Here is a 24,162-nt window from a genome sequence, read left to right as displayed (position 1 = left end):
TTGTTCGGACGCGTTTTCTTCACGCGAACCGGATTCCACTTCGCTCGAAAGCGCTCTAGCTCAGGCCGGCCCGCCCGGCGCCGACCGGTGCCGGTCGATCTGCCGCGCCATCCCGAGAAGCGCCAGATCCGATCCGGCCGCGCCCACCAGCGACAGTCCCAGTGGGCATCCCTCGCTGTGAGCCAGCGGCAGCGAGACCTGCGGCAGGCCGGCAAGCCCGGCGATGCACAAGAGGTTCATGGCGAGGTTCCGATAGGCGACCTCGACCTCGGCCACCGGGAGGCCCTTAAGCGGCGCGACGCGCGGCACCGTCGGCAGTACGAGGAACGTGCCGGGCACCAGCTGCCGCCGCACAGCCTCGACGATCCGCGTGCGCTCGATCTTCGCCTGCCCCACCTCCGCCGCCGTCACCGTGCCGGCGAGGGCGAAGCGCTCGGCGACGCCGGGGCCGAATTGCGGGCCGACGCGTTCGATCCAGCCGCCTAGCGAGTTCCAGATCTCCGCCGCCTGCAGCGTGCGGAACACCGCCGACCACCGCGCCAGCCCTTCGGGGGCGAGGTCGATCGTCTCGGCCGCGCCGAACAGCTCCTCTACCCGCCGCAACGCCGGCACCAGCGCCTCCCGCACGTCCGGCGCCAGCGCCTCCAACGCCTCGCGCGGCATCAGCAGGCGAGGCGGCGGCGGCTCCCCGGCCGCCGCGCCCAGCATCGCCTCGCCGACCCGCAGCAGCGTCGCGGCGTCGCGCGCCATCCAGCCGACGCAATCGAAACTGGGCGCGAACGGCGCGCAGCCGTCGAGCGAAACGACGCCATGGGTCGGACGGATGCCGTAGAGCCCGCAATAGCTGGCCGGCACCCGGATGGAACCGCCGCAATCCGAGCCGAGCCCGATATCGGCCAGCCCCGCCGCCACCGCGCTGGCCGAGCCGCTCGACGAGCCGCCCGACACCCGCGCCGGCGCGGCCGGGTTCAGCGGCGCGCCGTAATGGGTGTTCTCCCCGGTCAGCGAGTAGCACAGCTCGTCGCAGACCGTCCGGCCGACCAGGTCCGCGCCGGCCTCCAGCAGCCGAGCGACCGCCCAGGCATGGCGCGGCGCGGGCTCATGCGTACGCAGCCAATCCGGATTGCCGTTGCCGGTGACGGAGCCCGCGATGTCGAACATGTCCTTGGCCACGAAGCTGAGGCCGGCGAGCGGCCCCGCGCCGCCTCCCTTGGCGGTGGCGTTGTTCGGCCCGCAGAAGGCGCCGGTCGCCGTGGCGTCAGGAACGGGCATGGGACGCCCCTTCGGGAAAATGGAGATGCGCCGGCTGGCGGGTGAGCGTCCGGCGCCCCCGCTTGAAGGCGTGCAGCACCGGCGCCAGCTCGGCCACCGCCGCCTGCGGGCTGGCAGCGTCGAGCACGACGAAATCCGCCGGATTACCGACCGCGATGCCGTAATCTTCGAGGTTCAGCAGGCGAGCGGAGCGGCCGGTGACCATCTGGAAGCACTCGCCCATGTCGTGCGCCGAGCCGACATGGCAGATATTGGCGTTGAGGTTCGCCATCCGCACCAGCGAGCAGTCGCCGAACGGCGTGAAGGGGTTGAGCACGTTGTTGGTGGAGAGCGAGCAGTTCACGCCGTGATGCAGGAATTCGTGCGCCTCCGCCACGCCGCGCGTCTTGGCATGGTCGCGGTCGCGCCCCATCAGGAACAGGTCGGTCGCGGGCAGCACGGTGAGCGCCACGCCGGCGTCGCTCATGCGCCGGGCGATCTCGGCCCGCTGCGCCGGCGGGACATAGGCGAGCTTGGTCACGTGGCCGATCGCCGTGCGCCCGCCCCAGCCGAAGCGCATCGCGCAATCGCAGACGTGATGCAGGTCGAGCCCCGCCGTGTCGGTGCCGAAGTCGAGATGCATATCGACATCGACGTCGAACTCGCGCGCCATCTCGAACACCCGGTCGATCTGCCCGTGCGGGTCGCTGTCGGTGTAGGGCGCCGCGCCGACGCAGCCGGCCCCGCGCTTCAGCGCCTCCACCATCAGTTCGTCGGTGCCGGGATTGTTGAGCAGCCCCTCCTGCGGAAACACGCAGATCTCGATGTCGATGGCCCAGCGATAAGCCTCGCGCGCCGCCAGCACGCCCTCGAGGCTGCGCAGGCCGATGCCGGGATCGACCTCCAGATGGGTGCGCATGTGCGTGGTGCCCTGCGCGATGCATTTCTCGATGGTGCGGCTGGCCCGGGCGTAGACGTCCTCCGCGGTGAAGTCGCCCTTGACCCGGGCGACCTCGGCGATGGCCTCGGTGAGATCGCCGCGCGCGGAGCGGCAGCGCTCCAGGATGCAGGACTTGTCGAGGTGGATATGCGTCTCGACGAAACCGGGCGCGACCAGCCGGCCCTGCGCGTCCAGCCGCTCGGCATCGCCCGCCAGACCCGCCCCGATCGCCACGAAGCGGCCGTCGGCGATGGCGATGTCGACGAGCCGCTCCGGCTCATCCGCCAGTCGGGCATTGGTTACGATCAGTTCCATCGGACGGTCTCCTCGGCATCGGGGGCGCGCGTCAGCGCGTGACGGTACGCAGTGTTTCAAGGCGGGCGCGGTCGCCCCGGAGCCGGGCGAGCCAGACCCCCGCTCCCACCATCTCGGCGATGACGTCGGCCATCACCTTGGCCACCGCCTCGCTGCCGCGCGGGTTCATCGTGCGCTGGGAGACCACGACCGACAGGCGCCAGGACGGGGTGGGGTCGACGATGGGAACGGCGACCATCTCGCCGCGCTCCATCTCGTCGGAAAAGGCGAAATGCGGCATCACCGCCAGCGCCTTGCGGGCGCGAACCATGCGGGCGATGGCGGGAAGGCTGTCGCAGGCCATGGCGTTGGGCACCACGTCGTGGCGGGCGGCGAACTGCTCGATCACCGTGCGCATCACATTGGGCGCGCCGGGCAGCACGATGGGCAGCGCGAACATGTCGCGGAAGGAAATGCTGCCCTGCGCCACCACCGGATGATCCGGCGGCGCGAACAGCATCAGGTCCTCCACCATCATCTCGGTCCACGCCACATGCTCGAAGGCCTTGTGGTCGTAGAGCAGGGCAACGTCGAGCCGACCCATCTGGATGAAGTCGTCGAGGTAGCCGGTCATCGCCTCCACGATGTGCAGGGTGATGTTGGGCTGGCGCTCCTCCATCGCGGTGATCAACGGCAGCGACAGGCCGCGGCAGGCCGAGGTGGGCAGGCCCACCGACACCCGCCCGGACGGGTTCAGCGACTGCGACCGGACGACGTCGCGGGTGCGCTCGACCTCCTCGAGGATGCGCCGCGCGTGGTCGTAGAACTGCTGGCCTATCTCCGTTGGGGTGACACCGCGCGCATGGCGCAGCAGCAGGTCCACCCCCAGCTCCTCCTCCAGATTCTTCATCTGCTGGCTGAGTGAGGGCTGGGCGATGCGCAGCACCTCCGCCGCGCGCGAGAAATTCCCGCTTTCGGCGATCTGAACGAAATATTTGAGCTGACGCAGATCCATGGAAAGGCCTTTCGTCGCCAACTCTGCCGCTCAAAAACCAAATGTCAAACGACTAAAAAATAGTCCATATGCACAAACTATTGACATATGTTTTCAATTAATACCGTAAAAACAATAAGATATACGATCCACTGTGTTATATGAATTGCCTATAATTACACACAATAGCCACAGCCTATATCTCCGATTGGAAAATCATCTTTGTCGATAGGCAGTCCTTATACGTAGCCTAGCTCAGTACCCGACAGAGACGGGCCTCGACGCCCACCCCCTCCGTTCATCCTGGCCACGACAGGAGAAATAAACATGTCTTCCAAAGGACTTATGCGCGGCCAGCTTCTGGCGGCGACGGTGGCGTTCGGCCTTGCGGGCTCGATGGCCCACGCGCAGCAGCAGCCCTGCATCGGCAATTCGGCCGCCGTCACCGGCCCGGCCGCCTTTTCCGGGCAGGCGATCAAGATGGGCGCGCAGATCGCCATCGACGAGATCAACGAGGCCGGCGGCGTGCTCGGCCAGAAGCTGCGCCTCGTCCAGTATGACGATGCCGGCGCGCCGCCGCGCGGCGTCGACAACACGAGGCGCATCGCGCTGGCCGACAAGTGCATCGCGGTGCTCGGTGGCTTCCACTCCACCGTCGCGGTGGCGCAGGTCGAGCCGGTCAACGAGATCGGCATTCCCTACATCGGCGTGTGGGCGGCCAACACCAAGGCCATCGAGAACGGGCGCGACCCGAACTTCATGTTCCGCGTCTCCGCCAAGGACAAGTGGGTGGCCCGCTTCCTCGTCGACGAGGCGCTGAAGGTCTCGAAGGACGGCAAGATCGCCTTCTTCTACGAGAACACCGGCTGGGGCAACGGCGCGCTGCCGGACATCAAGGCGGCGATGGCCGCGCGCGGCAAGGAACTGGTCGCCGCCGAGACCTTCAACTGGAACGACCAGGACATGTCCCCGCAGGTCATCCGCGCCCGCGATGCCGGGGCGGAAGTGGTGATGGTCTGGTCGCTCGACCGCGAAGGCAACCAGATCCTGCGCGCCATGGACAAGATCGGCTACAAGCCGGCGGTGATCGGCGCCTGGGGCATCAGCGGCAATCTCGGCGAACTCGCCGGCCCGCTCGCCAATGGCGTGCGGGTCATGCAGACCTATTCCTTCCTGACGCCGCAGGGCGAGACGGGCAAGAAGGTCCTCGCGGCGCTCGCGGCGAAATACGGGCTGAACGATCCCTCGGCGATCAAGGCCGCCTCCGGCATCGCCGATGCCTATGACGCCGTCTACATCCTTGCCGACGCGATCAGGATCGCCGGCGCCTTCGACTGGGCGAAGGTCCAGAAGGCGCTCTACGAGGTCAATCGCGACGGGCTGGTCGCTCCCTACAAGCCGGCCTTCGACAAGGCCGATCCCGAGCGCAACGACGCCCTGCTGCCGGAGCATTACCTGCTCGCCGTGTGGCACGACGGCAAGCTGATCCCCTTCAAGGGCTCGCCCTACGACAAGTGAGACGGAGATGGCGGGCCCAGCGCCCGCCGCCTTTCGCAGCAGCAACTTTCGCCCTCCCCCCAACGGCGTTCACGCGCGAGGAGACCCCCGCCGATGTCGACGGTGGCGCAATACATATTTTCCGGGCTCGCCATCGGCGGCATCTATGCGCTGGTCGCGCTCGGCTTCCACATCATGTGGTCCGCCGCCCGCGCGGTGAACTTCGCCCATGGCGACACGCTGATGATCGGCGGTCTGCTGGCGGCCTATCTGGTGGGAGCCGGCTGGCCGCTGGCCCTCGCCTGCGGGCTGGCGGTGCTGGTCGGCGGCGCCTTCGGCTTCGTGATCGAGCGGCTGGCCGTGCGCCCCTTCGCCGGGCAGGCGAACTCCATCGGCTGGATGCTGACCACCATCGCCATCGGCATCATGGTCGAGAGCGTGGCGACGATCGAGACGCAGGGCTACGCGCTGCCGCTGCCCTCGCCCGGCGTCGCCGGCTCGGTGCAGGTGCTCGGTGCCGGGCTCTACCCGCAGGAGCTGGCCATTCCCGTCATCGCGCTGGTCGCCATGGCCGGGCTGCGCCTGCTCCAGCGGCGCACGCTGATCGGTCGCGCCATGCAGGCCGTCGCCCATAACCGCAACGCGGCGGCGCTGATGGGCATCGACGTCAACCTCGTGATCGCCTTCTCCTTCGCGCTGGCCAGCCTCACCGGCGCGGCGGCCGGCGTGCTCATAGCCCCGGTGGTGCAGGCTTCCGCCACCATGGGCGTGCTGCCCGGCCTCAAGGGCTTCGCGGTCGCCATCATGGGCGGCATCACCTCGGCGCCGGGCGTGGTGCTCACCGGCCTCGCCTATGGGGTGATCGAGAAGTTCGTCGAGGGCTACGTCTCCACCGCCGCGCGCGAGATCGTCGGCTTCTCGCTGATGATCGTGGTGCTGCTCGTCTTCCCGCAGGGCCTGTTCGGCAAGCGCGAGGTGGCTAAGGTATGACCCGCCTCCACACCCTCGGCTTCCTCGCCCTCGCCACGCTTCTCCTCGCCGTGCCGCTCACCTCGGGCAACGAGTACGAGCTCCGGCTGTTCATGCTGTTCCTGATCTACGCGATCATCGCGGTCGGGCTCAACGTGCTGGTCGGGCTCGCCGGCCTCGTCTCGCTCGGCCAGGCCGGCCTGTTCGCGCTCGGCTCCTATACCGGCGCCATCGTGGCGACCCGGCTCGGTTTCGACATGATCGGTTCGGCGCTGGTCGCCGCCGTGGTGGCCGGGCTGTTCGGCGTGCTGCTGGCCTATCCGACGGTGCGGGTGCGCGGCGTCTATCTCGCCGTTGTCACCATTGCCTTCGGGCTGATCGTCGAGAACGTCGCCATCGAGTGGCAGTCGCTCACCGGCGGCACGACCGGCCTCACCTCCATTCCCGCCCCAAACGTCTTCGGCGCCGTGCTGTCGGGCTATGCCTATTACGGCGTGCTGGCGGCCTCGTTGTTTCTGCTGGTGCTGGCGGCCCACAATCTGAAATTCTCGCGCTACGGCCGCGCCATGCTGGCGATCGCGCAGAGCGAGACGGCGGCGCGGGCGCTGGGGCTGAACCCCACCGCCATGCGCACCCTCGCCTTCGTGGTGGCGGCGGTGACCTCCGGCATCGCCGGCACCTATTACGCCTTCCTCAACGCCTATATCTCGCCGGACATCTTCACCTTCACCGACAGCGTGCGCTTCCTGCTGATGGTGATCCTCGGCGGGGCCGCCTCCACCTTCGGCCCGGTGATCGGCGCCTACATCCTCACCTATCTGCCGGAATACCTTCAGGAATTCGCCGTCTGGCAGAAATTCGCCTATGGCGCGCTGCTCCTCGCGGTGATGTTCGTGCTGCCGCGCGGCATCATGGGCTCGCTCGGCGCGCTCGCCGCCCGGCTGCGGCCCGCGGCGAAGGCGGCGACGCCGACGGCCGGGCTGCCGGCGGAGATCACGCTGGCGCCGGACGAGCGACGCCCGCATGCCGAGCTGGTGGCGCGTGCGCTCACCGTGCGCTTCGGCGGCCTCACCGCGCTCGCCGAAGCCTCGCTGCGGGTGAAGCCGGGCGAGATCCACGCGCTGATCGGGCCGAACGGCGCGGGCAAGTCCACCTTCGTCAACACCATTTCCGGCTTCTACCGGCCGACCTCCGGCGCCTTCGAACTCGATGGCGTCCAGCTCACCGGCCTGTCCTCCCACGAGATCGCCCGCGCCGGCCTCGCCCGTACCTTCCAGAACACCGAGCTGTTCGGAGAAATGACGGTGCTGGAGAACGTGATGGTCGGCTACCAGCAGCGCCTCGCCTACGGCCTTGCCGCCGCGTTGCTGCACACGCCGGCCATGCGCCGCGAGGAGAACCGCTGCCGCGAGACGGCGGCCGGGCTGCTCGCCTTCGTCGGGCTGGCGGACTACCGGCACGAGCAGGCGCGCTTCCTGCCCTTCGGCCTGCAGCGCCGGCTGGAGATCGCCCGCGCGCTCGCCGCCGGGCCGCGCCTGCTGCTGCTCGACGAGCCCGCCGCCGGCCTGACCACGCAGGAGATCGACGAGCTGGAAGCCATGATCCGCCGGATCGCCGGCCTCGGCATCAGCGTGCTGCTCATCGAGCACCATGTCGAGCTGATCATGGCGGTGGCCGACACCGTGACCGTGCTCGACTACGGGCAGGTGATCGCCAGCGACACTCCGGCCGTCGTCCAGGCCGATCCGCGCGTCGTCGAGGCCTATTTCGGCAGCTCGGCCAGCCACGCCAACCTCGCGGAGGCCTCGGCATGACGACGAGCGGCGATACCCTTCTCGACATCCGCCATCTCGAACTGCGCTACGGTGCGGCGGTGGCGGTGCGCGACATCTCGCTCGCCGTGCGGCGCGGCCAGCTGGTAGCGGTGATCGGCAATAACGGCGCCGGCAAGTCCTCGATGGTGCGCGGCGCCACCGGCCTCGTCCGCCCCTCCAAGGGCCAGGTGCTGTTCCGCGGCGAGGACACGACGGCGCTCCCCGCCCACCGCAAGGTACGGCGCGGCCTCGTCATGGTGCCGGAGGGACGCCTCTTGTTCCCCGACCAGAGCGTCGAGGACAATCTCATCCTCGGCGCCTACGCCCATGGCGGGCTGAAGGGCGCCCGCGCCCGCGCGACGCTCGACAAGGTGCTGACGCTATTTCCCCGCCTCAAGGAGCGGCTCGGCCAGCAGGCCGGCTCGATGTCGGGCGGCGAGCAGCAGATGCTCGCCATCGCCCGCGGCCTGATGGGCGAACCCGAGCTCTTGATCATCGACGAGCTGTCGCTCGGACTCGCGCCGAAGATCGTCGACCAGCTGATGGCGGTGCTCGCCGAGCTCAACCGGCAGGGCCTGTCGATCCTGCTCGTCGAGCAGTTGGCCGCGCACGCGCTGGCCATCGCCGACCACGCTTACGTCATCGCCAATGGCCGCGTGGTGCGACACGGGCCGAGCGCGGAGATCGCCCGCGATCCCGAGGTGATGGAATCCTTCCTCGGCAAGAAGAAAGCCGTTTCTTTATAGTGCTTTGTGGCACATCTCTTATTCAGAACTTTAAGGAGTGACCATGTCCCGCGTCATCGACCTGAGCCTGCTCATCGAGGACAATATGCCGGCCCACAAGCTGTTCCAGCGGCCGGTCATCACCACCCATCTCAGCCATGAGGGCTCCAAGGCGCTGGGACTCGGCGTGCCCGGCGACGCCATGACCTTCCAGACCAATTTCATCGCCATGCTCGACCATGTCGGCACCCATGTCGACGCGTTCCGCCACGTGAACCCCAATGGCGCGCCCATCGACGAGATGCCGCTCGATATGTTCATGGGCAAGGCAGTGTGCTTCGACCTCAGGCACATTCCCGATCTCGGCGACATCACCGCCGAGCACATGCAGGAAGCCGAGGCGAAGGCCGGCGTGAAGGTCGACGGCCACATCGTCCTGCTCTGCACCGGCTTCCACGCCCGCAACTATCCGAGGCTGGATTCGGTGTGGAAGAACCCGCTGCTCACCGTCGAGGCCACGCGCTGGCTCTATGACCGCGGCTCGAAGATGCAGGGCGTCGAAGGCCCCTCCACCGACAAGCCGACCGACGACATCTTCGCCCAGCATCGGCTCTGCCGCGAGCTCGGCATGAGCCACTGGGAGTGGCTGGTCAATCTGGAAGAGCTGATCGGCAAGGGCGAGTTCCAGTTCTTCGGCGTGCCGCTGAAGTTCAAGGGCGGCTCCGGCTCGCCGGTGCGCGCCTTCGCGATTGTTGACTGAGCTCCAGCCGGGCGGTCCGCCGTCCGGCATCGTTCTTGCTGCGTGATGGTCATGATATCCGGTCTACCAGCACATGCTCCCTTTTCGCGGCTGAGCGCCCACGAGGCACGCGACCGCATCGCGCGCCGCGAATTGTCGCCGGTGGAGCTCACCCGCGCGGCGCTCGGCGCGGCGCGGGAGACGCAGGCGAGCCTCAACGCCTTCTTCCTCATCTTCGAGGAGGAGGCGATGGCCACCGCGCGGGCCGCCGAAGCCGCCGTTCTCAATGGCGAGGCGCTTGGCCCGCTGCACGGCGTGCCGTTCTCCGCCAAGGACCTGATGGCGGTGAAGGACGCGCCCTATGCCTCCGGCTCGCGCGCCATGGCGGGCAATATCGCCACTGTCGATGCGCCGGCGGTGGAGCGGACGAAGGCAGCCGGCGCCATCCTCATCGGTAAGACCACCACCAGCGAGTTCGGCTGCAAGCCGGTGGGCGACAGTCCGCTCACCGGCATCACCCGCAACCCGTGGAACCCTGCCAAGACGCCGGGCGGCTCCAGCGCCGGCGCGGCCGCCTCGGTGGCGGCCGGCATCACCCCCTTCGCGCTCGGCACCGATGGCGGCGGGTCGATCCGCATTCCCTGCGCCTTCTCGGGCCTCGCCGGCCTCAAGGGACAGTTCGGCCGGGTGCCGGTGTGGCCGGTCTCGGCGACGCCGACGCTAGCCCATGTCGGGCCGATCGCCCGCGACATCGCCGATGCGGCGATGCTGTTCGCCGCCATCGCCGGCCATGACGCACGCGACCCGTTCAGCGTCGCCGGCCCGGTGCCGGACGTGGAAGGCGCGGTCGGTGCCCCGATCGAGGGCATGCGCATCGCCTGGAGCCCGACGCTGGGCTATGCCCGCCCGGATGCCGAGGTGCTGCGGGTGACCGAGGCGGCGGTCCGGCGCCTCGCCGATCTCGGCGCCATCGTCGAGGAGGTGGAGAGCGTCTTCGCCACCGACCCCGCCGACCTCTGGATCGCCGAATTCTACGCCGGCGTCGGCACTCGCCTGCGCGAGGTGGTCGAGACCCGGCGCGAGCTGCTCGATCCCTCGGTCGCGGTGGTGCTGGAGGCCGCACTCGGCCAGGAGATGCGCGCCTATTACGAGACGGTGTTCGCGCGCTACGCGCTGCGCGACGAGATGTGTCGCTTCTTCGAGCGCTACGACGCGCTGGTCTCGCCGGTGCTGCCGGTCACCTCGCTGGATGCCGGCCTCGACATGCCCGCGCATCTCGCCGACCGCAACCTGGTGAGCTGGGTGTTCTACACCTACCCGTTCAATCTCACGGGCCAGCCCGCCGCCAGCGTCTGCGCCGGCCTCGATGCCGCCGGCATGCCGGTCGGCCTGCAGATCGTCGGCCGCACGCTCGGCGAGGCGGATGTCGTGCGGGTGGCCAGCGCCGTCGAACGGGTACGCCCCGCCTTCGATCCGGTTCCTCCCGCCTTCCGCCCCCCGTCAACCGAGGCCCACCCATGAGCACGCCCGACTTCTTCATGCGCCGCGCCATCGAGATCAGCCGCGAGAAGATGCGCGCCGACGGCTCAGCGCCGTTCGGCTGCGTCATCGTCAAGGATGGCGAGATCGTCGGCGAAGGGGTGAACAACGTCGTCAACAACCATGACGCCACCTCGCATGGCGAGGTGGAGGCGATCCGCGACGCCGGCCGCCGGCTGAAGAGCTGGGACCTCAGCGGCTGCGACCTCTACACCACCTGCGAGCCCTGCGAGATGTGCGTCGCCTCGATGTTCTGGGCGAAGATCTCGCGCCTGTACTACGCGAACACGCTCAAGGACTGCACCGAGGTCGGCTTCGACCTCGAGCCGCTGACGCAGGCGGTTCGCTCAGATCTCCACGACCGCGCCCTCCCAGCCGAACGCCTGCTCGCCGCCGAGGCGCGCGAGGTGCTGGACGAGTGGGTCGCCTCGCCGGGGTTCAGCGCCTTTCAGTGACGTGCCCACGCCTGTGCCTGCACCGATGCCGGCCGCGGAAAAGGCCGGCCAAGATCTTCAAACAACCTTCCCGCAAATAACCTTCCCGACGGAGCCATCGTCAATGAACGAGTTCGACGACAAGATCACGGATTTCCGTGCGCTGCTTCACCCGCTCAATCGCCGCCGCTTCCTGCAAGCCACCGGCGCGCTCGCCGGCGCCGCCGCGGTCGGCGCTGCCGCCGTGCCGGAGGAAGCCTATGCGCAGGACAAGGTGCTGAACCTGCTCAGCTGGCCCGGACATGGCGACCCGGCCTTCGTGAAGCCCTTCGAGGAGAAGTATGGCTGCAAGGTCGTCGCCAAGGAATATGTCGGCGGCGAGCCGATGCTGGCGCTGATGAACCAGTCGCCTCCCGGCACGTTCGACGTGGTGCTGGCGGACGCCGAGTATATCGGCATGCTCGCCCAGGGCGGCCTCATCGACAAGATGGACCCCGCCGACTACCCGCTCGCCGACTACTGGCCGGAGTTCCAGAAGTTCGGCCCGCACTGGGTCAACGAGAGCCTTTACTCGGTGCTGATCCGCTTCGGCTATCTCGGCATCGCCTACCGCACCGACGTGCTCAGCGAGAAGGATGTCGAATCCTACAAGGTGCTGTGGGACGACAAAATCAAGGGCAAGCTCGGCTTCTTCGACTGGTACCTGCCGACCATGGGCTGCCTCAGCCTGTATGACGGCAACCCCGCTCCCTTCGACATCTCCGCCGAAGCCTTCGACAAGCTGAAGAAGACGCTGTTCTCGCTGAAGCCGCAGACCTCGGGCTTCTACTCGATGGCGGACCAGTTCTCGATGCTGACCAACGGCACCGCGGCCGCGATCCCCGGCGTCGGCGACTGGGTGGTGCTGCTCTTGCAGAAGAACGGCGTGCCCGTTTCCGCCACCGTTCCGAAGGAAGGCGGCATCCAGTGGACGGAATCGATGTCCATCGTGTCGTCCTCCACCAAGAAGGACCTCGCCAAGGCGTTCATCCAGTACGCCTCCTCGCCGGAAGGCCAGGCCCGCTCGGCGATCCTGCCGTCCTACTGGGCGTCGATCCCCAACAAGAAGGGTTGGGACGTGCTGATCAAGGATCACCCCGCCGAGGCCAAGGCGCTGCGCCACACCTATGACGCCCGCAACGTCATGGATGAGTACAAGGACGGCAGGATCCACATCCGCCAGACCCCGGTGAAGCAGTCCATCGAGGAATGGAACGACGTCTGGTCCGAATTCAAGTCGATGTGACCCCCGCGCCGGACGGTGACCTGCCGTCGCTGTCCGGCTTCCGGCCCGCCCCCTCCCTCCGACCTTTCCACCGCCGCGAGCGCTCGCCCTATCATGCCGGACGCACGATCCACCCAGACACGGCCATTGGCCGCACCGGTCACCTCATCGGCCCGGGCGACACGGTGGCGTTTCGCCGCTTTCTGGGGCCTTCCGCCGCTGCTGTGGCAGTTCGCCTTCTTCGTGGTGCCGCTCGGCTTCCTCGTCGCCATGACCTTCTGGTCGGTGAAGAGCTTCCGCCTGACCCCCGATGCGACGCTGGCCAACTGGACCTTCATCCTCAACGCCGGCTTCTTCCGCAACGCCTATGTCTACACCTTCTGGCTGGCCGGGCTGACGGCACTGCTGGCGAGTGTCATCGCCTTTCCGGCCGCCTATACCCTCGCCTTCCGACTAAAGCCGGCGACCCGGCGCTTCCTCGTCTTCATGCTGGTGGTGCCGTTCTTCACCTCCTACCCGGTGCGTATCTACTCCACGCAGATCTTCTTCAGCCCGCAGGGCATCATCAACGCGGCGCTGCACCCGTTCGGGCTCGGGCCGATCTCGGTGCTCAACACGCCAGCCGGCACGGTGATCGGCTATCTCGTGCTGACGCTGCCGCTGGTGGTGCTGCTCCAGACCTTCGCGCTGGCCAATGTGCCGAGAACGCTGATCGAGGCGGCGCACAATCTCGGCTGCGGACGGCTGCGCACCATCCTCACGGTGATCGTCCCCTCCGCCCGTGTAGGCCTGATCGTCGCGGCCACCTTCGCCTTCGTGCTGGCCTTCGGCGACTATGTGGCGCCGCTCTATCTCGGCGGCTCCAAGCCGCCCACCCTGTCGATCCTCATCGCCGACCAGGTGAAATCCGGCAATCACTGGCCGCGCGCCTCGGTGGTCGCGGTGATCATGATCGCGACGCTGATCGCGGTGATGACGGCGATGCTCGCCCTCGCCTATGGTCGCAAGGGAGGCAAGCGATGAACGCCGGCCTGCTGCGCCGCGGGGCGCTCCTCATCTGGACCGCGCTGGTCTTCGCCTTCATCTTCGCGCCGATCGTCTCGACGATCGTGTTCTCCTTCAACGCCGACCGCTTCCCCAGCCTGCCCTGGGGCGGCTTCAGCCTGCAATGGTATGAGGCGATCTTCGCCGATGCCTCGGTCCAGCGCGGCCTGATCAACAGCCTGATCGTCGCCGGCGCCACCTCGGTGCTGGCGACCTTCCTCGGCTTCGCCGCCGCCTATGTCGATTACCGCTACCGCTTCTTCGGCAAGATGGCCTATACGGCGCTCGTCGCCATGCCGCCGACCGTGCCGGTGGTGATCCTCGGCGTCGCCATGCTCACCTTCGAGGGGCGGGTAGGACTGTCGGGCACGCTCACCGGCGTCACCGTCGGCCATGTGGTGCTGGCGGCGCCCTTCGCCATGGCGCTCATCCGCATGCGGCTCGCCGACCTCGATCCCGGCATCGAGCGCGCCGCCTGGAACCTCGGCGCCACGCCTTGGGCCACGATGACCGGCGTGGTGATGCCGTTCTGCCTGCCGGCCATCCTCGCCTCGGTGTTCCTCACCGCCGCCGTCTCCTTCGACGAGTTCATGATCGCCTGGTTCGTGTCGGGGGTGAACGAGACGCTGCCGGTGCGGGTGCTCGCCATGCTGCAGGGGCAGGTGTCGCCGCGCATCAACGCCATCGGCGCCATCGTGTTCATCGTCTCGATGACGCTGGTCGTCGTCGCCCAGATCCTGATCGGCCGGCGCCTCGGCCGCCGCAGCAAGGAAGCCTGACCATGACCGGAACCAAAGCCGGACCGATGCTGGAGATCGACCGCGTGGCCAAGCGCTACGGCGACACGGTCGCGGTCGCCGAGGTCTCCTTCAACATCGAGAAGGGCGAGTTCATCGCGCTGATGGGTCCGTCGGGCTGCGGTAAGACCACGACGCTGCGCATGATCGCCGGGCTCGACACGCCGAGCGAGGGCGAACTGCGCCTGTGGGGGCGCCGCATCAATGAGGACGCCCCCTGGGAGCGCGACGCGCCGCTGGTCTGGCAGAACTACGCGCTGTTCCCCTTCCTCTCGGTGGTGAAGAACGTCGAATTCGGCCTGAAGCAACGCGGCCTGCCCGCCGCCGAGCGCCGCAAGAAGGCGATGGAATGGATGGAGCGGCTCGGCATTGCCGGCTTTGCCGAGCGCAGCGTCGACCAACTCTCCGGCGGCCAGCGCCAGCGCGTCGCGCTCGCGCGCGCGCTCGCCCTCGAACCCGACATGCTGCTGCTCGATGAGCCGCTCTCCGCCCTCGACCCGCATCTGCGGGTGCGCATGCAGTCGGAACTGGTGCGGCTGCATCGCGAGCTCGGCATCACCTTCGTCTGCGTGACGCACAGCCATTCGGAAGCCTTCGCCATGGCCGACCGCGTGGTGATCATGAGCGAGGGACGGGTGCAGCAGATCGGCGCGCCGCGCGCCATCTACCGCCGCGCCGCCAATCGCTTCGTCGCCGAATTCGTCGGCGGCAATAACCTGTTTGCCGGCAAGGCCTCGCGCGCCAGCAGCGGGTCGCTGCGCATAGACGGGCCGTTCGGCTCGGCGCTCGCGCCGCTTCCGCCCGACCCGGCGATCGGCGAGGGAGCGTCGGTCACACTGGTGGTCGCGGCCGACCGCATCGACATCGCCGCGACCCGTACGGGCACCGGCAACGAGATCGAGGCTCGGGTGGTGACGATGGAAGTCGTCGGCTCCTCTGCCACCGTCTTCCTGGAAACCGCGGGCGGCGCCGAACTGAGCGTGCAGCGGTCGCTGCATCAGATCGAAGATACCCCTCTCAATCCCGGTCAGGCCGTGATCGCCCGCTGGTCGCAGGACGAAGGCTACTTCCTGCCGGCCTGACACCACCTTTCAGTTGTTTCATGGAGTGATCCGATGTCGATCTTCATCCGCGGCGCCACCGTGCTCGCCATGGGCGGTGCGTCCGGCAGCACGCCCTTCACCGGTGACATCCTCATCGAAGGCGACCGCGTCGCGGCGATCGGCCCGGACCTGCCGGTGCCGGACGGCGCCACGATCATCGAGGGCGCCGGCAAGCTGGTGATGCCGGGCCTCGTCAACGCCCACCTGCATTCCGGCGAGGCGCTGTTCAAGGGGCGCTACGACAACCTGCCACTCGAACTGTGGATGCTCTATTCCTATCCGATCCTCGGGGCGAAGGCGCTCGCCGAGCGGATGATCTATTTGCGCTCCATGGTGGTCGCCATCGAGTCGCTGAAGACCGGTGTGACCTGCCTCACCGACGACATCTTCGAGGCGCCCCGCCAGTCGCTCGCCCAACTCGGCGCCGCCGTGCAGGCCTATGACGATGCCGGCATCCGCGCCACCGTCTCCGGCCATGTGATGGACCGGGACTTCCTCGATTCCATCCCGTTCTCGCGCGAGCACGTCCCGGCCGATCTGCAGGCCGAGGTCGCCAAGCTCGGCGTACCGACGACCGCCGAATATATCGACTTCGCCAAGGAGGCCTACGCCGCCTTCCACGGCCGTTCCGGGCGTATCCGCTTCATGGTCGCCCCCTCGGCGCCGCAGCGCTGCACGCCGGAGCTGATGCAGGCGGCCAACGAGCTGGCGCTGGAATGGAAGGTGCCGTTCCACACCCACATCGTCGAGACGAAGGTGCAAGGCGTCACCGGCCCGGCCAATTACGGCAAGACGCTGATGCGCTACATGGCCGATCTCGGCCTCATGCATTCCGGTACCACCATCGCCCATTCAATCTGGGTGACGCCGGACGACATCGCGCTGATGGGCGAGGCGGGAGTCTCCATCGTCCACAACACCATCTCGAACCAGAAGCTCGGCGCTGGCGTCGCCCCGGTGCGCCAGTTGCTCGACGCCGGCGTCAATGTCGCGCTCGGCTCGGACGGCATCTGCTCCAACGACACGCCGCGTATGTTCGACGTGATGCATGCCTGCGGCCTGATCCACAAGGTGACGACGCCGGACTACACCAAGTGGGTCAGCGCCGCCGAAGTGCTCAACGCCTGCACGCTGGCCGGCGCGAAGAGCGCGCTGATCGGCCACGAGACCGGCTCGCTGGAGGCCGGCAAGAAGGCGGATCTGCTCGTCATCAACCTCAACACGGTGAGCTTCACGCCGCGCAACGACATCCTCAACCACCTCGTCTATTGCGAGAACGGCTCCTCCATCGAGAAGGTGATGGTGAACGGCGAGATCGTCGTCGAGAACGGCCGCCTGACCAAGATCGACGAGGAGGCGCTGCTCGCCGAATTGCAGGCGGCGATGCCGGCCTTCAACACCTACCATTCGGGCGTCGAGGCCACGAACCGGGCCTTCGAGCCGGCCTTCGACGCCATTCACCGCCGCTGCAACCAGATCGACATCGGGGTGCACCGGCTCATCGGCAACAGCGATATGTGGCCGGCCAGCCCGGCGGGGAACTTCTGATCATGAGCACGCCCACCCCTCTCCTCGCCGACCTGACCTGGTACGATTTCGCCGAGCGGATCAAGGCGAACCCGATCGTGTTCCTGCCCATCGGCTCGGTGGAGCAGCACGGCCCGCATTTGCCCCTCGCCACCGATACGCTGCTGCCGCAGGCGATCGCCGTCGAGGTCGCCGGGCGCGTCGGGGGCCTCGTCGCCCCGCCGGTCGCCTATGGCTACAAGTCGCAGCCGAAATCCGGCGGTGGCAACCACTTCCCCGGCACGCTGAGCCTCGATGCCGGCGTGCTGATCGGCCTCGTGCGCAATGTCGTCAACGAACTGGTGCGCCATGGCGCGCGCCGCATCGTGCTGTTCGACGGCCACATGGAGAACCAGTGGTTCCTCGTCGAGGCGGCCGACCTCGCGCTTCGCGACCAGGCGATGCTCGGCCGTACGGATGTGCAGATCATCAAGCTCGGCTACTGGGAGTTCATCACCAAGGCGACGGAGAAGGTGCTGTTCCCCGACGGCTTTCCGAGCTGGGAGCTGGAGCACGCGGCGGTGATGGAAACCTCGGTCATGCTGCATATCCGGCCGGATCTCGTCCGGCAGGACCGCATCCCCGACGACCCGGCGGCCGATTTCCCGCCCTACGACATCTACCCGTTCGACACCCGGCCAATTCCGCCCACCGGCGTGCTGTCCTCGGCCAAATCGGCTTCGGCGGAAAAGGGGAAGGCCGTGCTGGAACAGGTCGTACCCGATATCGCCGATGCCCTAGCGAAGGCGTTCGGCGCATAAGGCCGCCGCGACGCCTCGCAACGGCGGTCAGTGCCGCCTGACGTCGAACCCCGGCAGCCAGGTTGCATGCTCGTCATGCCTGGTTGCCGGCAATAGCTCCTTGCATGAATCGCGCGACGCCAAGGCTTAGAGCCGCGCCGGAATGGCCCACGCCACCTCGCCTCGGCTAGGAGGCGGATACCGCGCGTTCCCGGCACAGGCCTCCGACATGCTGCCAGGCCCGGTGGACGTTGGAGAGGATGTGTTCCATCGAGCCGGAAACATCCGCCAGCTGATTGCGCTCGATCTGCCGCTTCACCGCCTCGGCATGCAGCACTACGGCCGTGAAGGCGTTGATGGCCTCGACCATCGCTGAAACGGTGTCATCACCGGTCGCAGGGTGAGCCGGGCCCAACGTCCAGGCTGCCGTCGGCTCGCCGTCACGTTCGATGGTGATCCGCACCGCGGCGATCTTGTCGTTGGCATCGCGCTCCAGTCGAACCTGAACGCGCCTGCGTACCGGCAACACCGTGCGCAGGCGCACCATCTGCTCGATCTCACAGTCCTCGCCGCTGCCGAGAGCTTCGGCCATCGCTTGGCGAATGAGCTCGAATTCGCACGGGTCGAGCGAGGCACCCCCCTCGCCATCCAAGGGATGTTTCGCGTGCATTCCCATCGCTCCGGCCACGGCAATTCTCCCGCCACCATCCGGGTGGCACCTATGAGTTAGCCGATGCGGAGCGCGCGAAGGTGCAAAAAACTGCAAAATCTCCGTCAGGCCAGCTGTCGCCTTGTTTGCGGTCGCAGCGACAGGGCGAACAGAATGGAGGCTGCCACCACGGCAGCGATGGCGGTGGCAATCAGCGCTTCGGGACCCAACGAATAGACGAGGCCGCCAACCGCGGGGCCAGTGGACAATCCGAGCTTGGAGGCAAACCCGGCCAGCACGGCCGAGCGACCAGTGCCGTCCCCCTCGGCACAGAGCGCGAAGGCATAGGGCAGCGCCATCGCCATGGTGAGGAACACCGCCGCGACGGCGATGGCGAACATGGCCGGATCCTGCCCGAACCCGACCAGTACCTTGCTGAAGCCGGCCGCTAGCACGATCGGCACCATCGGGCGCCAGCCGAAGGAGCGGCTCAGCATCAGCATGGCCAGGGCTCCGGGTACGCCCGCCCACAAGCCGAAGCCGACCGCCGCACCGGAAAAGCCCGCCGCGTGACCAAAATCGGAGCCGATGCCGATCAGAAAGGCACCAAGTCCAAGATTGGCGGCCTGAAACAGGAACAGTGCGCCGATCCGCATGAGATTGCGCGCGGGAAGCCGGCCACCGCCATCAGGCGCCTTGTCCGACCTGGCCTCCTGTCGAAATGCCGGCAGCTGCGGCACCACCAGGAGCGCGAGCAGTCCGAAGACAGCGAGCACCAGGAAAACGACGCCATGTGTCATGTAAGGCGCGAGAAAGGTGGACGCGACCACCCCTAGGCCACCGAAGCCGAAATGGAACATGAAAAGGATGCCGAACCCCTGGCGCGGGTCGGCGGTGCGGGCAATCAATCCGTAGCAGAGGCCGACCAGCAACCCGCCGACCACGCCATGGCCGGCACGTACGGCCACCAGCACTTCATAGCTGCGCACCATGGTGGTGGCGATGTCGGCCGCAACGAGACAGATGAGCAGAGAGGTCGCCAGAGGTCGCCAAGGCACGCGCGACACGATGAACAAAGCGAGCAATGCCCCGAGCGTCGAACCATAGCCGTTGCTGGCCGCGACAAACCCGGCCTGCGCAGCGCTCAGGCCATATTCGGTGCGCAGCGCGGCCACGATGGAAGGCATGATGTCGATATAGAGCGGCCCCGCCATGGCAAGCAGCGCCAGCAGCACGGCAACCCGCAGTCCGCCCGGTCGCGGCTCCACCTGCACCGCCGCTGCGGAAGGGATCTTTCTCATGAAAGCCGCCGTTCCCTTACGTCCATAGAACCCGTTGCCATCGCTGGGGAAAATTGATGAGTGGTTCTCTTTTCAGGATATGTCTATACGCATTATGATCGAGGACGCGATGGCCGAATAGACGTCCCCCGGATCCTTCATGAAACCCGCCTCACGTGCCGCTCTCTTTGGCCCGTTCCGCCTCTCCCTCGCCTCGAAGCAATTGTTGAAGGACGGCGGCGTCGTCCCCATGGGCGGCCGCGCGCTCGAACTGCTGGTAACGCTGGTGGGACGCGCCGGCGAGGTGGTCACCAAGCAGGAACTGCTGGCGAGCGCCTGGCCTGACCTGTTCGTGGAGGAAGCCAATCTGCGGGTGCAGATGACGGCGCTGCGTCGCGTGCTCGGTGACGGTCAGGACGGACGGCACTACATCGCCAATATCGCCCGCCGCGGCTACAGCTTCATCGCCGATGTCACCTTCACCGACATTGCCGACCGCGACACCGCACACGTCCCCTCGATCCGGCAGAACCTGCCTCTCAACCTCACCCCGGTACTGGGACGCGAAGCCGCCGTAACGGTGATCCGCGAGGAGCTCGCCCGCCATCGCTTCGTGAGCGTGGTCGGTGCCGGCGGCGTCGGCAAAACGACGGTGGCGCTCGATGCGGCGCGTGCCGCACTGGCACCGGACGCAGGCCCCGTTCCGGATGCCGTCGTCCTGGTCGAACTCGCGCAGATCAGCGATCCGGCGCTGGTGGAAAACACGGTGGCCTCTGCCATCGGCATGACGTTGGGATCCGGACCCGTGCAACTCGCCGAGCGACTGCCGGTAGAGCGGGGGCTGCTCATCCTCGACAATTGCGAGCAGGTGGCGGCGGCAGCCGCGACGCTTGCCGAGCTCGTGCTCAACGCGAATCCGGAGCTGCGTCTGCTCGTTACCAGCCGTGAGCCGTTGCGGGCCAAAGGCGAACACGTCTTCCGACTGGCAGGGCTGGAAGTGCCGCCGCGCGAAGGCTCCCCGGGGGCCGATGCCCTCGCCTTCCCGTCGGTGCGGTTGTTCGTGGAGCGCGCGGCGGCGACGTTGGGCAGTTACCAGCCGACGTCGGAAGAGGTATCGGTCATCGTCGGCATTTGTCGCCGCCTCGACGGGTTTCCCCTCGCCATCGAGCTCGCGGCCGGGCGGGTCGACGCCTTCGGGATCAAGGAACTGGCCCAGCGGCTGGACGACGTGTTTCGCCTTCTGGTCGCCGGCCGGCGCACCGCGCTTCCGCGCCACCAGACGCTGCAGGCGACGCTGAGCTGGAGTTACGATCATCTCAGCCCCGGCGAGCAGACCACGCTCTGCCGACTGGCCGTCTTCGCCGGACATTTTTCGCTCGACGCCGCTAGCAAGGTCGCCGCCATCGAGGAAGCGAGTTGGGAGACCATCGAGAATCTCACCAGTCTCGTGTCGAAATCGCTGATCGCCGCGGATTTCTCGCAGGCGCTGCCCCGCTATCGCCTTCTGGAAATCACCCGCGCCTATGCGCTGGAGAAGCTTAGGCAGAGCGGCTCCTTCGAGCGACTGAGCCGCCGCCACGCCCTGCTGGTCAAGGAGCTCGCCGCCGCCGCCGAGCAGGAATGGCCACGCGCGCGCCCTGAAGAGTGGCTCGCCACCTACGCCGGACAGCTCGACAACGTACGCGCCGCACTCGACTGGTGTTTCGGGCCGAAGGGCGACCGGGAGATCGGGGCCGCGATAACCATCTCTTCCGCGGTGCTGTGGTTCCAACTGTCTCTGGTGAATGAATGTCGCGCACGTTTCGAACGCGCGGTGGCGAGTCTTGACGAGGGCCTGCCGCTCGACGCCGCTCGCGAGGTGTCGCTGCTGACGACGCTGGGCACATCTCTGATCTACACCATCGGACCGGGCTCGGAGGCCGAAGAGCCCTTGCGAACCGCCTGCCGGATTGCGCGGGAGACCGGCAGCATCGACCTGCAGCTCCGCGCGAACTGGGCTCTGTGGCTGGTCGAGTTCTGTTCCGGTCGATACGTCTCTTCGCTGGAATTGGCCGAGGTCTTCGCCGAACTGGCGCGCTCGGCCGGTGGGACCTCGGAAGCAACCGATCTCGTCATCGCCCATCGCCTCACCGGCATTTCGCTGATGTTCCTCGGTCGCGTTGAGGAGGCACGAACGGCATTCGAGGCAGCGCTCGGCGGCGTCACCACCGCCAACGCCATCGTCCGCATGCAGTACGATCAGCAGTTGAACGGGCGAGCCTTCTATTCGGCAACCCTTTATTTGCTCGGCTTGCCGGATCAGGCCTCCGCGCTCGCAGCTCGTAACACGATCGACGCCCGCGCCCACGGCCATGCCACAACGTTGGCGCTCAACCTCGTCGATTCCGGCTGCCCGGTTGCCTTCTACTGCGGGGAGACCGAGGCGTTGGCCGAGCGGCTGGAGGTGCTGGCCGATGTTTCAAGCCGTTATCCTTTCGGGCCGTGGCGGGCCTGGCATCGGTGCTATCGCGGATCTCTCCATCTGCTGAAGGGCGATTTCGCACCGGCTGCCGAAGATCTGGCCGCGGGAATCGAGGCGCTGGAACGGACGCGCTGGCCGATCCGACGGGCGATGTTCCTCGGCCATCACGCACAAGCGCTTCATGGGCTCGGACGCGGGGCGGAGGCGCTCTCCCGTGTCGACGAGGCGATCGGCTTTTGCCGTGCAAGCGGCGAAGGGTGGATCCTGCCGGAACTGCTGCGCATTCGCGCCGACATCGTCGCGCCGATGTCGGCGGATGAAGCGATGGACGACCTCGATGAGGCCTGGCGGATCGCCCAACGCACCGGCCTGCGTTCTTGGGCGCTGCGCGTTGCCACGACGGCGGTCGGGCTAAGGCCGCAGGCACGCCTCTTCGTCGAGCGGTTGGGTGAGATCGCCGCCACCTTCGGCGAGGGCCATGCCAAGCCGGATTATCGCAACGCTCGACACGCGATCAAGGGCGTGTCGATCACCACGCATCCCGAGCCGAGATAGGTTCACGCGCCGGGGAAGCCGCCGGTCACGCCACCCGATCCGTCGCGGCCCCCGCGTCAGCCACCGAGATATTCGGTGATTACCGCGCGCGCGCCCTTCGCCCACAGCGCCTCCAGCGCTTCCTTGAAGGCAGCCACCACCTCGGCATCCTCGCCGAGATCGCCATAGACCTCCTGCATGGCCAGCCACACGGCGGGATCGGCCTTGGCCTGCCACGCCCGCGCTGTCAGCGCCTCCCAGTTGGGATCGTTCGGGGCGATGACCACTCCGGAATCCGACACGCCGGCGCAGTAGCGGCACCACAGCGCCGAGGCGAGAATCAGCCCGCTCGGCAGCCGCCCGGCGGTGCGGTTGTCGCGGATCGAGGGCACGATAAATTTCGGCTGGCGGTTCGAGCCGTCGAGGCAGAGCCGCCGCACCGTGTCCGCCACCTCGGGGTTGGCGAAGCGCTCGCGGATGATCGCGTAATAGGCCGCGAGGTCGGTGCCGGGCACCGGCAGCACGATGGGGATGATCTCCTCGCGCTCCACCTTGTCGAGGAAGGCGAGGATCAGCTTCTCCTCCATCGCCTCGTGCACCAGCTCGACGTCCATCAGCCCGCCGGGGTAGGCGATGATCGCGTGGCCGCCATTGAGGATGCGGATCTTCATCGCCTCATAGGCATGGACGTGATCGGTGAAGACGACGCCCACCTTCTCCAGCGCCGGCCGCCCGGTGGGGAAGTCGTCCTCCAGCACCCATTGGCGGAATGGCTCGCAGGTCACCGGCACCGGGTCGTCGAGGCCGAAGGCGGCCGCCATGGCGCATTCGCGCTCGCCGGTCGCCGGGGTGATGCGGTCGACCATGCCATTGGGAAACGCGACATGGGCGTCGACCCATTGCGCCAGCTCGGCGTCGAACAGCCCGGCCAGCCCGACCACCACCTGCCGGGTGACATGGCCGTTGCCCGGCAGGTTGTCGCAGCTCATCACCGTGAAGGGTGCGATGCCGGCAGCGCGGCGCGCCTTCAGCGCGGCGAGGATGGCGCCGAAGGCGGTCTGCGGCGCGGCGGGATCGGCGGCGTCGGCGCGGATCTCGGTGACGGCGGTGTCGAGCCGGCCGTGCGGGTCCATGAAATAGCCGCCCTCGGTCACCGTCAGGCTGACGATGCGGATCTCCGGCCGCGACATGGCGGCGATCAGCGCGCCATTGCCCGGCTCGACGGGGAGGAAATCGATCATCGCGCCGATGCGGCGCGCCCGCTTGCCGGAGGGGTCGAGCTCGATGACAGTGGACAGGCAGTCCTGCGCCTTCAGCGCGTCGCGCATCCGCGCATCGGCCGGGCGCACCCCGGCGCCGATGATCGCCCAGTCATGGCCCTCGCCGAGCGCGAACAGGTCGTCGAGATAGACGGCCTGGTGCGCGCGGTGGAAATTGCCCAGCCCGATATGGACGATGCCCGGCGTCAGTGCCGAGCGGTCATAGGCGGGAAGCGATGGGGCGGGCGTACTCATCTCGTGTCATCCGG

General features: G+C 67.6%; 20 protein-coding genes. 14 read left to right on the top strand and 6 right to left on the bottom strand.

What is annotated here, in order from left to right; all coding sequences use genetic code 11:
- Positions 1 to 60 precede the first annotated feature (60 nt).
- The 3 genes from LGR54_RS21935 to LGR54_RS21925 are packed head-to-tail and all read right to left on the bottom strand — an operon-like array spanning position 61 to position 3,500.
- Positions 61 to 1,272, bottom strand: a complete 1,212-nt coding sequence (locus tag LGR54_RS21935; RefSeq protein ID WP_230364086.1) for an amidase — start codon at positions 1,270 to 1,272, stop codon at positions 61 to 63.
- Positions 1,259 to 2,506 (bottom strand): amidohydrolase family protein, encoded by a 1,248-nt coding sequence (locus LGR54_RS21930; protein WP_230364085.1) that lies wholly within the window; start codon positions 2,504 to 2,506, stop codon positions 1,259 to 1,261. Before LGR54_RS21930 ends, LGR54_RS21935 begins: the two co-directional genes overlap by 14 nt.
- Before the next feature lie 31 nt (positions 2,507 to 2,537).
- Positions 2,538 to 3,500: a LysR family transcriptional regulator gene (locus LGR54_RS21925; protein WP_230364084.1), complete on the bottom strand. Its 963-nt coding sequence runs from the start codon at positions 3,498 to 3,500 to the stop codon at positions 2,538 to 2,540.
- Positions 3,501 to 3,806: 306 nt separating this feature from the next.
- Here LGR54_RS21925 and LGR54_RS21920 point away from each other — a divergent pair, with 306 nt between their 5' ends.
- The 13 genes from LGR54_RS21920 to LGR54_RS21860 all read left to right on the top strand — a co-directional run bounded on the left by LGR54_RS21920 (position 3,807) and on the right by LGR54_RS21860 (position 17,731).
- Entirely contained in the window at positions 3,807 to 4,997 is a 1,191-nt protein-coding gene (locus LGR54_RS21920) for an ABC transporter substrate-binding protein (protein WP_230364083.1), read from the top strand.
- A gap of 93 nt (positions 4,998 to 5,090) precedes the next feature.
- Positions 5,091 to 5,966 carry a branched-chain amino acid ABC transporter permease gene (locus LGR54_RS21915; RefSeq protein WP_230364082.1) on the top strand — a complete coding sequence of 292 codons (876 nt, stop codon included), beginning with the start codon at positions 5,091 to 5,093 and terminating at the stop codon, positions 5,964 to 5,966.
- Positions 5,963 to 7,759 carry an ATP-binding cassette domain-containing protein gene (locus LGR54_RS21910; RefSeq protein ID WP_230364081.1) on the top strand — a complete coding sequence of 599 codons (1,797 nt, stop codon included), beginning with the start codon at positions 5,963 to 5,965 and terminating at the stop codon, positions 7,757 to 7,759. Before LGR54_RS21915 ends, LGR54_RS21910 begins: the two co-directional genes overlap by 4 nt.
- The gene (locus LGR54_RS21905) at positions 7,756 to 8,505 is read left to right on the top strand and encodes an ABC transporter ATP-binding protein (protein ID WP_230364080.1); all 750 of its coding nucleotides are present in this window, start codon (positions 7,756 to 7,758) and stop codon (positions 8,503 to 8,505) included. Before LGR54_RS21910 ends, LGR54_RS21905 begins: the two co-directional genes overlap by 4 nt.
- A gap of 43 nt (positions 8,506 to 8,548) precedes the next feature.
- Positions 8,549 to 9,244, top strand: coding sequence for a cyclase family protein (locus tag LGR54_RS21900; RefSeq protein WP_230364079.1), 696 nt, complete (start codon positions 8,549 to 8,551; stop codon positions 9,242 to 9,244).
- 51 nt (positions 9,245 to 9,295) lie between these two features.
- Entirely contained in the window at positions 9,296 to 10,744 is a 1,449-nt protein-coding gene (locus LGR54_RS21895) for an amidase (protein ID WP_230364078.1), read from the top strand.
- Positions 10,741 to 11,217 carry a nucleoside deaminase gene (locus LGR54_RS21890; RefSeq protein WP_230364077.1) on the top strand — a complete coding sequence of 159 codons (477 nt, stop codon included), beginning with the start codon at positions 10,741 to 10,743 and terminating at the stop codon, positions 11,215 to 11,217. Before LGR54_RS21895 ends, LGR54_RS21890 begins: the two co-directional genes overlap by 4 nt.
- Before the next feature lie 103 nt (positions 11,218 to 11,320).
- Positions 11,321 to 12,481, top strand: a complete 1,161-nt coding sequence (locus tag LGR54_RS21885; RefSeq protein WP_230364076.1) for a PotD/PotF family extracellular solute-binding protein — start codon at positions 11,321 to 11,323, stop codon at positions 12,479 to 12,481.
- A 126-nt stretch (positions 12,482 to 12,607) separates the two neighbouring features.
- Entirely contained in the window at positions 12,608 to 13,483 is an 876-nt protein-coding gene (locus LGR54_RS21880; protein ID WP_230364075.1) for an ABC transporter permease, read from the top strand.
- Entirely contained in the window at positions 13,480 to 14,283 is an 804-nt protein-coding gene (locus tag LGR54_RS21875; RefSeq protein ID WP_230364074.1) for an ABC transporter permease, read from the top strand. Before LGR54_RS21880 ends, LGR54_RS21875 begins: the two co-directional genes overlap by 4 nt.
- Positions 14,284 to 14,285: 2 nt before the next feature.
- The gene (locus tag LGR54_RS21870) at positions 14,286 to 15,383 is read left to right on the top strand and encodes an ABC transporter ATP-binding protein (RefSeq protein ID WP_230364073.1); all 1,098 of its coding nucleotides are present in this window, start codon (positions 14,286 to 14,288) and stop codon (positions 15,381 to 15,383) included.
- A 33-nt stretch (positions 15,384 to 15,416) separates the two neighbouring features.
- Complete coding sequence (locus LGR54_RS21865; protein ID WP_230364072.1) at positions 15,417 to 16,952, top strand: amidohydrolase family protein; 1,536 nt, start codon at positions 15,417 to 15,419, stop codon at positions 16,950 to 16,952.
- Between the two features lie 2 nt (positions 16,953 to 16,954).
- On the top strand, positions 16,955 to 17,731 hold the full coding sequence (locus tag LGR54_RS21860; protein ID WP_230364071.1) for a creatininase: 777 nt from the start codon (positions 16,955 to 16,957) through the stop codon (positions 17,729 to 17,731).
- 166 nt (positions 17,732 to 17,897) lie between these two features.
- Here the strand turns inward: LGR54_RS21860 and LGR54_RS21855 are convergent, their stop codons facing one another.
- Both LGR54_RS21855 and LGR54_RS21850 read right to left on the bottom strand, forming a co-directional pair.
- Positions 17,898 to 18,398, bottom strand: coding sequence for a hypothetical protein (locus LGR54_RS21855; protein ID WP_230364070.1), 501 nt, complete (start codon positions 18,396 to 18,398; stop codon positions 17,898 to 17,900).
- Positions 18,399 to 18,484: 86 nt separating this feature from the next.
- Positions 18,485 to 19,660 carry an MFS transporter gene (locus LGR54_RS21850; protein WP_230364069.1) on the bottom strand — a complete coding sequence of 392 codons (1,176 nt, stop codon included), beginning with the start codon at positions 19,658 to 19,660 and terminating at the stop codon, positions 18,485 to 18,487.
- A gap of 139 nt (positions 19,661 to 19,799) precedes the next feature.
- Between LGR54_RS21850 and LGR54_RS21845 the strand changes: the two genes are divergently transcribed.
- On the top strand, positions 19,800 to 22,655 hold the full coding sequence (locus tag LGR54_RS21845) for a winged helix-turn-helix domain-containing protein (protein WP_230364068.1): 2,856 nt from the start codon (positions 19,800 to 19,802) through the stop codon (positions 22,653 to 22,655).
- 56 nt (positions 22,656 to 22,711) lie between these two features.
- Here LGR54_RS21845 and LGR54_RS21840 read toward each other — a convergent pair whose 3' ends face one another.
- Positions 22,712 to 24,148, bottom strand: coding sequence for a mannitol dehydrogenase family protein (locus LGR54_RS21840; protein ID WP_230364067.1), 1,437 nt, complete (start codon positions 24,146 to 24,148; stop codon positions 22,712 to 22,714).
- Between the last annotated feature and the right edge of the window lie 14 nt (positions 24,149 to 24,162).

This window comes from Ancylobacter sp. Lp-2 (assembly GCF_020523795.1).
Classification (GTDB): Bacteria; Pseudomonadota; Alphaproteobacteria; order Rhizobiales; family Xanthobacteraceae; genus Ancylobacter.
This window is presented reverse-complemented; position numbering and strand designations above follow the sequence as displayed.

Excerpts from the sequence above, each read along its gene's own strand:
- LGR54_RS21935 (WP_230364086.1), bottom strand. The coding sequence starts at position 1,272 with ATGCCCGTTCCTGACGCCACGGCGACCGGCGCCTTCTGCGGGCCGAAC.
- LGR54_RS21930 (WP_230364085.1), bottom strand. The coding sequence starts at position 2,506 with ATGGAACTGATCGTAACCAATGCCCGACTGGCGGATGAGCCGGAGCGG.
- LGR54_RS21925 (WP_230364084.1), bottom strand. The coding sequence starts at position 3,500 with ATGGATCTGCGTCAGCTCAAATATTTCGTTCAGATCGCCGAAAGCGGG.
- LGR54_RS21920 (WP_230364083.1), top strand. The coding sequence starts at position 3,807 with ATGTCTTCCAAAGGACTTATGCGCGGCCAGCTTCTGGCGGCGACGGTG.
- LGR54_RS21915 (WP_230364082.1), top strand. The coding sequence starts at position 5,091 with ATGTCGACGGTGGCGCAATACATATTTTCCGGGCTCGCCATCGGCGGC.
- LGR54_RS21910 (WP_230364081.1), top strand. The coding sequence starts at position 5,963 with ATGACCCGCCTCCACACCCTCGGCTTCCTCGCCCTCGCCACGCTTCTC.
- LGR54_RS21905 (WP_230364080.1), top strand. The coding sequence starts at position 7,756 with ATGACGACGAGCGGCGATACCCTTCTCGACATCCGCCATCTCGAACTG.
- LGR54_RS21900 (WP_230364079.1), top strand. The coding sequence starts at position 8,549 with ATGTCCCGCGTCATCGACCTGAGCCTGCTCATCGAGGACAATATGCCG.
- LGR54_RS21895 (WP_230364078.1), top strand. The coding sequence starts at position 9,296 with ATGATATCCGGTCTACCAGCACATGCTCCCTTTTCGCGGCTGAGCGCC.
- LGR54_RS21890 (WP_230364077.1), top strand. The coding sequence starts at position 10,741 with ATGAGCACGCCCGACTTCTTCATGCGCCGCGCCATCGAGATCAGCCGC.
- LGR54_RS21885 (WP_230364076.1), top strand. The coding sequence starts at position 11,321 with ATGAACGAGTTCGACGACAAGATCACGGATTTCCGTGCGCTGCTTCAC.
- LGR54_RS21875 (WP_230364074.1), top strand. The coding sequence starts at position 13,480 with ATGAACGCCGGCCTGCTGCGCCGCGGGGCGCTCCTCATCTGGACCGCG.
- LGR54_RS21870 (WP_230364073.1), top strand. The coding sequence starts at position 14,286 with ATGACCGGAACCAAAGCCGGACCGATGCTGGAGATCGACCGCGTGGCC.
- LGR54_RS21865 (WP_230364072.1), top strand. The coding sequence starts at position 15,417 with ATGTCGATCTTCATCCGCGGCGCCACCGTGCTCGCCATGGGCGGTGCG.
- LGR54_RS21860 (WP_230364071.1), top strand. The coding sequence starts at position 16,955 with ATGAGCACGCCCACCCCTCTCCTCGCCGACCTGACCTGGTACGATTTC.
- LGR54_RS21850 (WP_230364069.1), bottom strand. The coding sequence starts at position 19,660 with ATGAGAAAGATCCCTTCCGCAGCGGCGGTGCAGGTGGAGCCGCGACCG.
- LGR54_RS21845 (WP_230364068.1), top strand. The coding sequence starts at position 19,800 with ATGAAACCCGCCTCACGTGCCGCTCTCTTTGGCCCGTTCCGCCTCTCC.
- LGR54_RS21840 (WP_230364067.1), bottom strand. The coding sequence starts at position 24,148 with ATGAGTACGCCCGCCCCATCGCTTCCCGCCTATGACCGCTCGGCACTG.